The 11,369-nt window shown below is 69.2% G+C and carries 12 protein-coding genes and 1 tRNA gene; 5 read left to right on the top strand and 8 right to left on the bottom strand.

The genetic code is table 11. The features are described from left to right. Window positions 1–4: 4 nt before the first annotated feature. The 3 genes from VPH43_RS23515 to VPH43_RS23505 all read right to left on the bottom strand — a co-directional run bounded on the left by VPH43_RS23515 (window position 5) and on the right by VPH43_RS23505 (window position 1,197). On the bottom strand, window positions 5–484 hold the full coding sequence (locus tag VPH43_RS23515; protein ID WP_328580201.1) for a host attachment protein: 480 nt from the start codon (window positions 482–484) through the stop codon (window positions 5–7). 69 nt (window positions 485–553) lie between these two features. Then, on the bottom strand, window positions 554–754 hold the full coding sequence (locus VPH43_RS23510; protein WP_328580200.1) for a hypothetical protein: 201 nt from the start codon (window positions 752–754) through the stop codon (window positions 554–556). Between the two features lie 5 nt (window positions 755–759). Further along, window positions 760–1,197, bottom strand: a complete 438-nt coding sequence (locus VPH43_RS23505; RefSeq protein WP_328580199.1) for a CBS domain-containing protein — start codon at window positions 1,195–1,197, stop codon at window positions 760–762. Between the two features lie 134 nt (window positions 1,198–1,331). Here VPH43_RS23505 and VPH43_RS23500 point away from each other — a divergent pair, with 134 nt between their 5' ends. Further along, on the top strand, window positions 1,332–2,435 hold the full coding sequence (locus VPH43_RS23500) for a GGDEF domain-containing protein (RefSeq protein WP_328580198.1): 1,104 nt from the start codon (window positions 1,332–1,334) through the stop codon (window positions 2,433–2,435). Between the two features lie 15 nt (window positions 2,436–2,450). On the opposite strand, the gene VPH43_RS23495 is transcribed toward VPH43_RS23500, so the two are convergent. From VPH43_RS23495 to hrcA, 3 genes are all read right to left on the bottom strand, one after another. Next, window positions 2,451–2,705, bottom strand: coding sequence for a cysteine rich repeat-containing protein (locus tag VPH43_RS23495; RefSeq protein ID WP_328580197.1), 255 nt, complete (start codon window positions 2,703–2,705; stop codon window positions 2,451–2,453). Between the two features lie 136 nt (window positions 2,706–2,841). Continuing rightward, window positions 2,842–2,918: transfer RNA gene (locus tag VPH43_RS23490), tRNA-Ile, on the bottom strand. 23 nt (window positions 2,919–2,941) lie between these two features. Next, complete coding sequence (gene hrcA, locus VPH43_RS23485; RefSeq protein WP_442909332.1) at window positions 2,942–3,967, bottom strand: heat-inducible transcriptional repressor HrcA; 1,026 nt, start codon at window positions 3,965–3,967, stop codon at window positions 2,942–2,944. Between the two features lie 74 nt (window positions 3,968–4,041). Here hrcA and VPH43_RS23480 point away from each other — a divergent pair, with 74 nt between their 5' ends. The 4 genes from VPH43_RS23480 to VPH43_RS23465 are packed head-to-tail and all read left to right on the top strand — an operon-like array spanning window position 4,042 to window position 8,153. Beyond that, window positions 4,042–4,920 (top strand): NAD kinase, encoded by an 879-nt coding sequence (locus VPH43_RS23480; RefSeq protein ID WP_328580195.1) that lies wholly within the window; start codon window positions 4,042–4,044, stop codon window positions 4,918–4,920. A gap of 22 nt (window positions 4,921–4,942) precedes the next feature. After that, window positions 4,943–6,631: a DNA repair protein RecN gene (gene recN / locus VPH43_RS23475; RefSeq protein WP_328580194.1), complete on the top strand. Its 1,689-nt coding sequence runs from the start codon at window positions 4,943–4,945 to the stop codon at window positions 6,629–6,631. Beyond that, window positions 6,628–7,545 (top strand): RNase adapter RapZ, encoded by a 918-nt coding sequence (gene rapZ, locus VPH43_RS23470; protein ID WP_328580193.1) that lies wholly within the window; start codon window positions 6,628–6,630, stop codon window positions 7,543–7,545. The genes recN and rapZ overlap by 4 nt, the downstream gene beginning before the upstream one ends. Beyond that, window positions 7,542–8,153 (top strand): LON peptidase substrate-binding domain-containing protein, encoded by a 612-nt coding sequence (locus VPH43_RS23465; protein WP_328580192.1) that lies wholly within the window; start codon window positions 7,542–7,544, stop codon window positions 8,151–8,153. The genes rapZ and VPH43_RS23465 overlap by 4 nt, the downstream gene beginning before the upstream one ends. Here the strand turns inward: VPH43_RS23465 and mutY are convergent. Beyond that, window positions 8,146–9,192, bottom strand: coding sequence for an A/G-specific adenine glycosylase (gene mutY, locus VPH43_RS23460; protein ID WP_328580191.1), 1,047 nt, complete (start codon window positions 9,190–9,192; stop codon window positions 8,146–8,148). The genes VPH43_RS23465 and mutY overlap by 8 nt on opposite strands. Beyond that, window positions 9,192–11,192, bottom strand: a complete 2,001-nt coding sequence (locus VPH43_RS23455; protein WP_328580190.1) for a dynamin family protein — start codon at window positions 11,190–11,192, stop codon at window positions 9,192–9,194. The genes mutY and VPH43_RS23455 overlap by 1 nt, the downstream gene beginning before the upstream one ends. Window positions 11,193–11,369: the final 177 nt, after the last annotated feature.

Raw genomic sequence — 11,369 nt, 5'->3', positions numbered from 1 at the left:
AGGGTCAGCTGCCCTGCTGCTGCGATGGATACAGGCGTTGCGTGAGCGTGCGGCGGTCCAGCTGCAGCAGGTCCTTGTCGAGCTCTTCCTCGACCGTGGCACTGACCTCCTTGTCGAGCACCTTGCGCAAGCGCCCCAGGAACTTGGGCGCCGCGGCGATGCGCAGGCGCTCGTAGCGGTGCTGGCGGTGGGCCTGCGTCAGGCGCTCGGCCACCTGGCGCGCAAAACGTTCGGCCTCGATGTCCACCTTGTCCTCGCCGGCCGATGTGGTGGAGGTGGCGCCCATGGTCTGCACGTTGGGCGCGCCGCCGTAGCTGTCGGCCGGTGCACGCCGGCCGTGCGCATCGCGCTGCAGGTCGGCATTGCGGGCATGGGCTGCCGGGTCGGTGAATTCCTCCACCTCTTCCAGGTCGCGGCCGGGCTGGCGCATCTCGAGAATGCGCGCGCGGCCTTCGTCGGCCAGCACGATCCAGGTAGGTTGCATGTGAGCTCCTTAGGGGGTCGATACAGAACGAAGTGCGGCAACACGGGTGCCCGGGAACAGGCAAGAATTTCAGCCGCCGCCGATGCCTTCGATCACCTTGCCGGTGCCGCCGCAGTCCGGGCACGCCTGGCCCTGGTCGCGCCCGCTGCCGCCGCAGCGGCGGCACACCGATTCGCCGGAGCCCGGCGCGCCGGCCGGCGCTTCGTCGCCCGGATGCGCCGGGGTCGGGGGTGCGGCGCCGGCGCCGCTGTCCTGGGGGGCCGCTGCCATGACGGTCAGTGCCGGTCAGGCTGCGACGGGGTGGAGATGTCCCTCAGCGTCTCGGCCACGCGGGGCTGCTGCCCGCCACGTTCGGCCAGGTCGCCCAGCGACACGATGCCCACCAGCTTGTGCTCGCGGTCGACCACCGGCACGCGGCGGATCTGCACATCGCGCATCTCGTCCAGCACGTCGTCCACGTCCTGGTCCTCGTAGCACCAGCGCACGTGGGCGCTCATCACCTCGCGTGCCGCGGTGGTGTCCACCGGGCGGCCCTGGGCCACCGCGCGCACGGTGATGTCGCGGTCGGTCACCATGCCGACCAGCTTGTCGCCGTCGACCACCGGGATCGCGCCCACATTGAGCTCTTCCATGCATTGCGCCACGCGCTGCAGCGTGTCGTCCGGACTCACCACGCGCACGTCGCGGGTCATCACATCGCAGATCTGGGCCATCGCCATCTCCTTTGTTCAACGGGTCGGGGGCCTTAGAACGCAGCAGATTTGGTGCCCGGGCTCGCCCACCCCAATCGGCGCAAAGTGCGCATTCCGTCGCATGCAGCGCGGGAGCAGCCCACTAATATCGTGTGGTGAAAGCGCTGTGGCGACGATACGCATTGGCCTTGCTCAATGCCGGCTGCGAGCTCACGCCCGATCGCAGCCTCAAGCGCAAGGTGATGGAAACCAATGTGGGCGTGCTCATCGCCCTGGTGAGCATCGCCTTCTACGACGCCTTGTACATCGCCAGCGGCAACCCGGCGCTCTTGCGCGGCGTGTGGGGCGCACTGCCCAGCTGCGCCGCGTTCCCCCTGGTGTGGTGGCTCAACGCGCGGGGGCGTTTTGTCGTGGCGCGGCGCCTGCTGCTGGTGTGGATGCCATTGCACATCACCATGCTGGTGCTGGTGTCGCAGGGCACGCAGTTCAACGTGCAGCTGTACTTCCTGGTGCTCGCCGCCGTGACACCGATGTTCGTGCCCTGGGCGGAGCGGGCCACCATGGCCACCGCGGTGGCCATCAACCTGGTGCTGTTCATCACCTTCCAGCTGCATGGCTGGCCGGCGGCGCCGGGGTTCGAGGCACTCGGTCCCGAGCTGGTGGGACGGTTCCGGGCCACTGTGTACGTGACGGCGGCGCTGTCCTTCCTGATCGCGGTACTGGTGAGCGAGCGCACCGCGGCCCGCCACGAAGCCGAGCTGCATCGCCAGGCCACCACCGACGCGTTGACGCGGGTGCTGAACCGTTATGCCTTCATGGCCGCACTGGAGCGCGAGGCGGCCGCCGCGGCGCGCACCGGCCAGCCGCTGTGCATCGCGATGGTGGACCTGGACCACTTCAAGGCGGTCAACGACCGCCACGGCCACCTGGCCGGTGACGCGGCGCTGCGCCATGTGGCCCGCATGCTGCGGCGCACGGTGCGCAAGTCGGACTGGCTGGCGCGTTTCGGCGGGGAGGAGTTCGTCGTGCTGATGCCAGGCACCGGGCAGGCCTTGGCTGAAGCCGCCGCCGAACGCATGCGCCTGGCCGCCTGCCAGCCGGGCGAAGCCCGTACCGGGCTCGCCACGGGCCTGACGGTGAGCATCGGCGTCACCCAGTGGCAACCGGGTGAGCCGATCGAGGTAACCCTGAGGCGCGCCGACGAGGCGCTGTACCAGGCCAAGCACCAGGGCCGCGACCGCGTGGTCGCCCTGCCCTGAGCTGCTGCAGCGGCGTCAGCCGGCCTTGTGCGCCTTGCGCTGCTTGACGATCTCGGTCTTGCACTCCTTGGAGACGTCCTTCTTGTGCTCCTTCAGGCAAGCCACGACACGGCCTTCGCCCGGCTGAACGCCGGGGCAGAGCTTTTCCACATCGCCCTTGCATGCCTCGGCCACGGTACCGTCGGCCTTGGGCGCGTCAGCGGCGAACGCGGTGGTGGCGCCCAGGGCGCAAGCAAGAGCGAGAAGCAGCGAACCGGTAGCGTGTTTCATGGTGTCTCCAGGATGGGTGGGTGGGCTGGCAAGCCAGCCCAGGCGATGCTAGCCCGAATGGGCAGCAAGCCATGGACACAACGCGCCCCTGTGCGGCGGGGACGACAGCCGGTGGCAGCGGGCGTCGGTCGGGAGGTGGTAGGCCGTGCAGGGCTCGAACCTGCGACCAAAGGATTATGAGTCCTCTGCTCTAACCGACTGAGCTAACGGCCCGCGCGGCGGATTGTAGGTGGCGCCTACTTCTGGCTCAGCGCGTTGCCCACCAGGCGCGCGGTGATGTCCACGATCTGGATCATGCGGTCATAGGCCATGCGGGTGGGGCCGATCACGCCCAGCGTGCCCACCACCTGACCGTCCACCTCGTAGGGCGCGGTCACCACCGACAGCTCCTCGTAGGGCACCACCCGGCTTTCGCCGCCGATGTAGATGCGCACGCCCTCGGCGCGGCTGGACACGTCGAGCAGGCGCATCAGCTGCGTCTTCTGCTCGAACAGGTCGAACAGCTTGCGCAGCGAGCCCATGTCGTTGAAGTCCTGCACCGTGAGCAGGTTGCGCTCGCCGGACACCACCACCTGCTCGTGGCTCTCGGCCATGGCTTCGGTGCCGGCGTCCACCGCGGCCTGCATCAGCGTGCCGATCTCGCCGCGCAGCTGGTCGATCTCGGTCTTGAGCTTCTCGCGCACCTCCTCGATCGTGAGGCCGCCATAGTGCTCGTTGAGGTAGTTGGTGGCCTCGATCAGCTGGCCCTGCGAATAGTCCTGCGCGGTGAAGATGACCCGGTTCTGCACGTCGCCGTCGGGGGACACGATGATCACCAGCACCCGTTTCTCGCCCAGGCGCAGGAACTCGATGTGGCGGAACACGCTGGGCTTGCGCGGTGCGGTGACCACGCCCACGAAGCTCGACAGGTTGGACAGCAGGTGCGCCGCATTGGCAATCACACGCTGCGGCTGGTCGGGGCGCAGCTGCTCGCGCACCTCGCCGGCGACCAGCCGGTCCATGTCGGGCGGCCGGGCGGTGAGCATGGTGTCCACGAACAGGCGGTAGCCGCGTGCGGTGGGGATGCGGCCGGCCGAGGTGTGCGGGCTGGCGATCAGGCCCAGCTCCTCCAGGTCGGCCATCACGTTGCGGATGGTGGCAGGCGACAGGTCCAGCCCGGAGGCCTTGGACAGCGTGCGCGAGCCCACCGGCTGGCCTTCGGCGATATAGCGCTCGACCAGCGTTTTCAACAGGGTTTTCGCACGCTCGTCCATGGGTTTCATTGTACGGAGCGTGGCCTGTTCAGCGCGTCCAACGCCGGCCTGCGCTGCAAAATCCCTGTGGTGTAATTCCTCGCATGCCGACACGCTTTCGTCACGCCGCGCTCGTGGGCAAACCGCAGGGCCAGGGTATTCGCCCGGTGCTGGAGGAGATTGCCCAATACCTGGTGCGCCAGGGCGTGGAGGTTTCGCTGGAGGCGGACACCGCCCAGGCCACCGGCCTCGCAGGCGAATATGGCGTGATGAGCCGAGCTGAACTCGGCAAGCACTGCGACATCGCGCTGGTGGTGGGTGGCGACGGCACCATGCTGGGCATTGCGCGCGAGCTGGCGCGCTACCACGTGCCGCTGGTGGGCATCAACCAGGGCCGCCTGGGTTTCATCACCGACGTGCCGGTGGGCCAGGTGCTGGAAGCGCTGGCGCCCATCATCGCCGGCGACTTCGAGGAAGAACACCGTGCCATGCTGGACGGCTGCGTCTGGCGCGACGGCGCGCAGATCTTCGAAAGCGTGTCGATGAACGACGTGGTGGTCAGCCGCGGCGCCACCGCCAGCATGGTGGAGCTGAGCGTGCACATCGGCGAGGAGTTCATCGCCAACATCCGCGCCGACGGTCTGATCGTGGCTTCTCCGACCGGTAGCACCGCCTATGCGCTGTCGGCCGGCGGCCCCATCTTGCATCCCGGGCTGGCCGGCTGGGTGCTGGTGCCGATTGCCTCCCACACCTTGTCCAACCGGCCGATCGTGTTGCCCGACGGCGGCGAGATCCGCATCGAGATCGTGGCCGGCCGCGACGCATCCGCCAACTTCGACATGCAGGGCCTGGCCAGCCTGCTGCACGGCGACCAGGTGCGCGTGCGGCGCTCGGCGCACAAGGTGCGCTTCCTGCATCCGCGCGGCTGGAGCTACTACGCCACCCTGCGCCGCAAGTTGCGCTGGTACGAAGGCGTCGTCTGAGCCCTGATACGGTGGCACCCTCATGCTGAAACGCCTTGCCCTTCGTGACTTCGTCATCGTCCCCGCGCTGGAAGTCGAGCTCAACGGCGGCTTCTCCGTGCTCACCGGCGAAACCGGTGCCGGCAAGTCCATCCTGATCGATGCGCTGCAGCTGGCCCTGGGCGCTCGCGCCGATGCCGGCGTGGTGCGCGAAGGCGCCGCCCGCGCGGACATCACGGCCGAGTTCGACACTCCCGCGTCGCTGCAGCCCTGGCTGGTGGACGCCGGCTTCGACGCCGACGATGGCGTGCTGCTGCTTCGCCGCACCATCGACGCGCAAGGCAAGAGCCGGGCGTGGATCAACGGCAGCCCCGCCACGGTGACGCAGCTGCGCGAGGCGGCCGACCACCTGGTGGACATCCATGGTCAGCACGCCTGGCAAAGCCTCACGCGACCCGCCTCGGTGCGCGAGCTGCTGGACGCGCAGGCCGGCGTCGACACCCGCCCACTGGTGGCGTTGTGGTCGCAATGGAAGTCGTCCAGCGACGCGCTGGAGCGCGCGCGCTCGCAGCAAGGCGAGCTCGAACGCGAACGCGAGCGCCTAGCCTGGCAGATCGGCGAGGTGGACAAGCTCGCGCCCGCCGACAATGAGTGGGACGAGCTCAATGCCGAACACCAGCGCCTGTCCAACGCGCAGGCGCTGCTGGACGCCGCCCGGCTGGCGCTGGACGCGGTGAGCGATGGCGACAGCAATGCCGACAGCCTGAGCGCACGCGCTGTTGATGCGCTCGGCGAAGTGGCCGCCTTCGACCAGCAGCTGGCGGGGGTGATCGAGGTGCTGCAGGGCGCGCAGGCGCAGCTGCAGGACGCGGCCCACACCCTGAACGCCTACCTGAACCACACCGAGCTCGACCCCGAGCGCCTGGGTGAGCTGGACCAGCGCATGTCCGCCTGGATGAGCCTGGCGCGGCGCTATCGCCGCCCGCCCGCCGAGCTGCCGGCGCTGCTGGCGCAGTGGAAGCAGGAGTTGGCCTCGCTGGACGCGGCCACCGACCTGCAGGCGCTGGAGGCGGCACGCGCCGAAGCCGAGCGTGCCTACCGGGCCGAAGCCCAGCGCATCGGCCAGTTGCGCAAGAAGGCAGCCCCCCGCTTGGCGAGCGCGGTCACCGAAGCGATGCAGCAGCTGGGCATGGGCGGCGGCCGCTTCGAAGTAGCCCTGCTGCCGCAGGACACACCCCAGTCGTTCGGGCTGGAGTTGGTGGAGTTCCTGGTTGCCGGCCATGCCGGCAGCACGCCGCGGCCGCTGGCCAAGGTGGCCTCCGGTGGCGAGCTGTCGCGCCTGGCTTTGGCGATTGCCGTCACCACCTGCCGTGACGCGAGTGGCGCCGGCACTTTGATCTTCGACGAGATCGATGCCGGCGTGGGCGGCACGGTGGCCGACACCGTCGGCCGGCTGATGAAGCAACTCGGGCGCGACCGCCAGGTGATGGCCGTGACCCACCTGGCGCAGGTGGCGGCCTGTGCCGACCATCACTACGTGGTGTCCAAGGCGGCGCACCAGGGTGTGACCACCAGCGACGTGCAGCCGGTGCAGGGTGAAGCGCGGGTGGCCGAGGTCGCCCGCATGCTGGGTGGTGAGCGCCTGTCCGGCACCAGCGTGGCCCATGCGCAGGAGCTGCTGGCCGTGGCCGGCAACACCGCGGCACCAGCCAAGAAACGGTCACGCGCATGAGCGACACATCCACCCCTGCCGCGCCGCGGGAAGTTGTCCTGATCACCGGCATCTCCGGCTCCGGCAAGTCGGTGGCGCTGCATGCGCTGGAGGACGCGGGCTTCTTTTGCGTGGACAACCTGCCGCCGGAGCTGCTGCGCGAGTTCCTGCGGCTGGAGCAGCAGCGTGAGGCGCGACGCCTGGCCATCGCGATGGACGTGCGCAGCGCCGGCTCCCTGCCGCAGCTGGTGTCCCTGATCAACGATCTGCGCCAGGAGGGCGTGGTCATCCGGCCACTGTTCCTGGACGCGAGCACCGATGCGCTGCTGCGCCGGTATTCCGAATCGCGCCGGCCGCATCCGTTGTCCAGCCCTTCGCACAACCAACCCGCCCGCCGCGCCGGCGACATCGACGGCCAGCGGGCGTTGGTGGAAGTGATCGAGATCGAGCGCAAGCTGCTGGAGGCGCTGCGCGAGCTGTCCACCGTGGTGGACACCAGCCAGCTGCGCCCGGCCCAGCTGCGTGCCTGGGTGCGCGATCTCGTGCAGGCCAACGGCAGCGCGCTGACGCTGGTGTTCGAGTCCTTCGCCTTCAAGCACGGCGTGCCGCGCGATGCCGACTTCGTGTTCGACGTGCGTGTGCTGCCCAACCCGTATTACATCCGCGAGCTGCGGCCCCACACCGGCCGCGACGCGCCGGTGGCCGACTACCTGCGTGCGCAGCCCGAGGCCGCGGAGATGCTCGACATGATCGATGCGTTCCTGCACCGCTGGCTGCCGGCCTTTGAAGAAGACCAGCGCAGCTACCTCACGGTGGCCATCGGCTGCACCGGCGGGCAGCACCGCTCGGTCTACATTGCCGAGCTGCTGGCTGAACGATTCAAGGGCCGCGTGGTCACACTGGTGCGCCACCGCGAACTGGACGCCCGAGATTGAACAACAACGAGACCCTGCCGCTGTTTCCGCTGCAAAGCGTGCTGTTTCCCGGCGGGCTGCTCAGCCTGAAGGTTTTCGAGGCGCGCTACCTGGACCTGGTGAGCGAATGCCTGCGCGAGCAGCAGCCCTTTGGCGTGGTGTGCCTGCGCCAGGGCAGCGAGCTCAAGCGCGAGGGCCAGAAGCCGCGCTTCGAAACCGCCGGCGTGCTGGCCGAGCTGACCGAGGTAGATAGCGAACAAACCGGCATCCTGCGCGCCAAGTGCATCGGCCGCCAGCGCTTTCGCCTCAGCAACCCGGTGCAGCAACCCGACGGGCTGTGGCGCGCCAAGGTGGAGCTGCTGCCCGACGACCCGTCGCTGGCACCCAGCGAAAACATGATCCCCACGGTGCGTGCACTGGCCAATGCCATCGCCACGCTGAAGCAGCAGGGCTCCGTGCCGTTCGCCGAACCCTATCGCTTCGACGACGCCGGCTGGGTGGCCAACCGCTGGTGCGAGCTGCTGCCCATCCCCCTGGCCGCCAAGCAGAAGCTGATGGAGCTGGAAGAGCCCCAGGTGCGGCTGCAGCTGGTGGACGAGTTCCTGCGCAGCAAAGGCGTGGTCAGCTGATGAGCTTGCGTATGGGCGCCGGCAGCCCGAGCTGCAGCGCCTGATCCCGCGCCACCCAGCGCCCGGCCGGCAAGGCGGCTTCCACCTGCTGCAGCACCTGCGCAGGCAGTTCGGGGGGCAAGGCATGACGCACCGGCTGCAGATGCCAGTCGAAATGCGTCAGCACATGCTGCACGGCGTCCAGCACCTTCGCTTCGCCGGGCCACGCGCTGGTGAGCGACTGGAGCTCCTCCGCAGAGGCGTATTCGGGCAGGCTCCACAGCCCCGCCCACACGCCCACGGCCGGCCGCTGCGACAGCCAGAGCCGGTCGCCCGCTGCCAGCCACAACAAGGCGTTTTGACGCCGGCCGCGCTTGAGCTTGCGGGTCTTCACCGGGTAGCGTTCGGGCTGCCCCTGCTGGCGCGCCAGGCAAACGTCCTGCAGCGGGCACAGCAGGCATTGCGGGCGGCGCGCCAGGCACACGCCGGCACCCAGATCCATCAGGCCCTGGGTATAGGACTCGATCCCCTCTTCCGGCAGCAGCGCTTCCGCCCGCGCCCACAAGGCGCGCTCGCTGGCCGACTGAGCCAGGTCCTCGCCGAAGGCGAGCGCCCGCGTCAGCACCCGCTTGACGTTGCCGTCCAGGATGGCGGCCCGCTCGCCGAAGCAGAATGCCGCGATGGCCGCCGCCGTGGAGCGGCCGATGCCGGGCAGCTCGGCGAGTAAGGCGCTGCTGCGCGGAAACTCGCCGCCGTGGCGCTCCACCACCGCGATCGCGCAACGGTGCAGGTTGCGCGCCCGGCTGTAGTAGCCCAGGCCGCTCCAGGCCGCGAGCACGTCGTCCAGCGGCGCGGCGGCCAGCGCACGCACATCGGCAAAACGCTGCAGGAAACGCTCGTAGTAGCCGAGCACGGTGCTCACCTGCGTCTGCTGCAGCATGATTTCGGACAGCCACACCCGATACGGATCCCGTGTGCGCTGCCACGGCAAGGCATGGCGCCCATGGCTGCGTTGCCAGGCGATCACCCGCCCGGCGATGTCGGTGTCCGGCCGGGTCATCAGGCGCGGCGCGAGGCCACGAGCGTCAAGGCAGGCGGCTCGCGCGTGGCGGCGCCTTCGGCCACCGGCTCTTCCACCGGCACCGGCGCATGGGCGCGTTCGTGTACCGCGGCCACCAGGGCCTGCAGCCGCGCCAGCATCTGCTGGTCACGCTCGTCCTGGCCTTCGAGCTCGGCGATGCGTTGCTCGAGGTCGGTGGCGGCCACCTGGATGCGTTCCAGCGCTTCACGGCGGCGCTTGAAACCGCGCCGGCGTTCGCGCAGCTGCGAATCGATCTGCGCGGAAGCCGACTTGTTCCACAGCTCGATCTCGCCGCTGGCGTTTTCGAACGCCACCCGCAGCTTGGACAGCAGCATGCGGCGGAACTGCTCCAGAAAGCGCGGCTCGGACAGCCGCAACGCCTGCGACAAGCCCAGGTACTGGCTGTAGTTGCGTGCGATCAGGTCCAGGTCGCGCGCATAACGCTCCAGACTTGGTGCCTTGGTCTGCACCAGCGCAAAACCGAATTCGCTGTTGAGCTGCTTGTAGGTTGCGCCCAGCATCTCGTGGATCTCGTTGCAGCGCTCGCTGGCTTGCGCCAGCATGGCGCGCAGGCGCTCGCACAGCGCGATGAAGGCCTTCTTGGCACCCAGCTTGAAGAAGGACTCGCTGATCTGCTTCTGCATCTCGGCCACTTCGTCGCGCAGCCGGTCGCTGGACAGCACCAGCAGCGTCTCGCGCAGCATGCGGGCATGCACCGCTCGCAGCGCGGACAGCCGCGCGGTGCAGCGTTCGAACTCCTGCGTCTCCTGGTCCACCCGCTGGATCATCAGCTTGACCTTGGAGCCGCTCTTGCCGCGCAGGCCGCGCAGCTCCAGCATCTGCTCGGCCATCTGGCGGCGGCGGTCGCCCAGGCGGCGCGAGGCCTGGTTCTCCAGGGCGCCCACGGCCTCCAGCACCACCTGCTGTAGCATCTCGCGGCGCTGCGGCAGCAGCTGGCCGCTGAGCGCGGTTTCCAGCGCGGGCAGGCGGCTGGCATTCAGCTGCGTGGTGTTGCCCTCGATGCGGGCCGCCAGCGCTTCACGCGCCGACAGCGGAAACACCCGCTCGGGCGCGATCTCCAGCGTGGCGGCGGTGGCCTGGCGCTGGCGGTCGATCTGCGCCGTCACCTCGTCGGCGGGCAGCAGCGGGTCGCGCAAGGTGTCGATCTTGTTGAGCACCACGTAGCGCGCCAGCGTCTGGCTGCCCAGGTGGTCACGCCAGATCGTCAGGTCCGACTTGGTAACGCCGGTGTCGGCACCCAGGATGAACACCGCCGCATGCGCGGTGGGCAGCAGGCTGAGCGTCAGCTCGGGCTCCGCGCCGATGGCATTGAGCCCCGGTGTGTCCAGGATCACCAGGCCGCGCTTGAGCAGCGGATGCGGATAGTTGATGCGGGCGTGGCGCCAGGCCGGAATCTCCACGCGCCCCTGTGCGTCCACCGGCGGGTTGTCGTCCGGTTCTTCGTCGTTCCAGAAGCCCAGGGCCCGGGCCTGCTCCTGCGGCACGAACTCCGCACGCATCACCTGCATCAGCGCCTCCGCCAGGCGGTCGGGCGAGGACGGGTCCAGCGGCACGCGCAGCCAGGCCTCGGGGCGCTGGCCCAACTCGGCCAGCGACAAGCCCTCGAGCCGGCTGCCGATGGGCAGCAACGCCAGCTCGGGCAGCTCGGCGGCATCCCACATCAGCTCCACCGTGCACATGGTGGTGCGCCCGGGCGTGGCGGGCAGGATGCGCCGGCCGGTATCGGCAAAAAAGATCGCGTTGATCAGCTCCGACTTGCCGCGCGAGAACTCGGCAACAAAGGCCACCACCAGCTTGTCGGCCGCCAGGCGCTGGCGCACGCCGTCGACCGACTGCGCGGCAGCGTCGTCCAGCAGCTCGTGCTCGGCCAGGTAACGCGCCAGCTCGCTGACATGGCGGTCCAGCGCGCTGCGCCAACCCGACAGGGCGTCGAGACTGCTGGCGAATGATGGCTGCATGGCGGAAGACCGGGGCTGTGGGTGCAAAGAATGGTATCGCAAGCATTTTTGGCAGGCCCGGCGGGAAACATCTGCTGACAGCGGCGGCGCGCGGGGCGGCACTACATCACCAAGCGGAGGCCAGGGCCTACCGCTCGTCGGCGTCGAAAGACCACTCGTTCCCGGGATGGCTCGCGG

The organism is Ideonella sp. BN130291, assembly GCF_036231905.1.
GTDB lineage: Bacteria > Pseudomonadota > Gammaproteobacteria > Burkholderiales > Burkholderiaceae_C > CAMLIZ01.
This window is presented reverse-complemented; position numbering and strand designations above follow the sequence as displayed.

What these genes read in the sequence shown, in the direction of transcription:
- mutY (WP_328580191.1), bottom strand. Translation starts at nt 9,192, where the DNA reads ATGACCCGGCCGGACACCGACATCGCCGGGCGGGTGATCGCCTGGCAA.
- VPH43_RS23505 (WP_328580199.1), bottom strand. Translation starts at nt 1,197, where the DNA reads ATGGCCCAGATCTGCGATGTGATGACCCGCGACGTGCGCGTGGTGAGT.
- VPH43_RS23455 (WP_328580190.1), bottom strand. Translation starts at nt 11,192, where the DNA reads ATGCAGCCATCATTCGCCAGCAGTCTCGACGCCCTGTCGGGTTGGCGC.
- rapZ (WP_328580193.1), top strand. Translation starts at nt 6,628, where the DNA reads ATGAGCGACACATCCACCCCTGCCGCGCCGCGGGAAGTTGTCCTGATC.
- recN (WP_328580194.1), top strand. Translation starts at nt 4,943, where the DNA reads ATGCTGAAACGCCTTGCCCTTCGTGACTTCGTCATCGTCCCCGCGCTG.
- VPH43_RS23515 (WP_328580201.1), bottom strand. Translation starts at nt 484, where the DNA reads ATGCAACCTACCTGGATCGTGCTGGCCGACGAAGGCCGCGCGCGCATT.
- VPH43_RS23480 (WP_328580195.1), top strand. Translation starts at nt 4,042, where the DNA reads ATGCCGACACGCTTTCGTCACGCCGCGCTCGTGGGCAAACCGCAGGGC.
- hrcA (WP_442909332.1), bottom strand. Translation starts at nt 3,967, where the DNA reads ATGAAACCCATGGACGAGCGTGCGAAAACCCTGTTGAAAACGCTGGTC.
- VPH43_RS23495 (WP_328580197.1), bottom strand. Translation starts at nt 2,705, where the DNA reads ATGAAACACGCTACCGGTTCGCTGCTTCTCGCTCTTGCTTGCGCCCTG.
- VPH43_RS23510 (WP_328580200.1), bottom strand. Translation starts at nt 754, where the DNA reads ATGGCAGCGGCCCCCCAGGACAGCGGCGCCGGCGCCGCACCCCCGACC.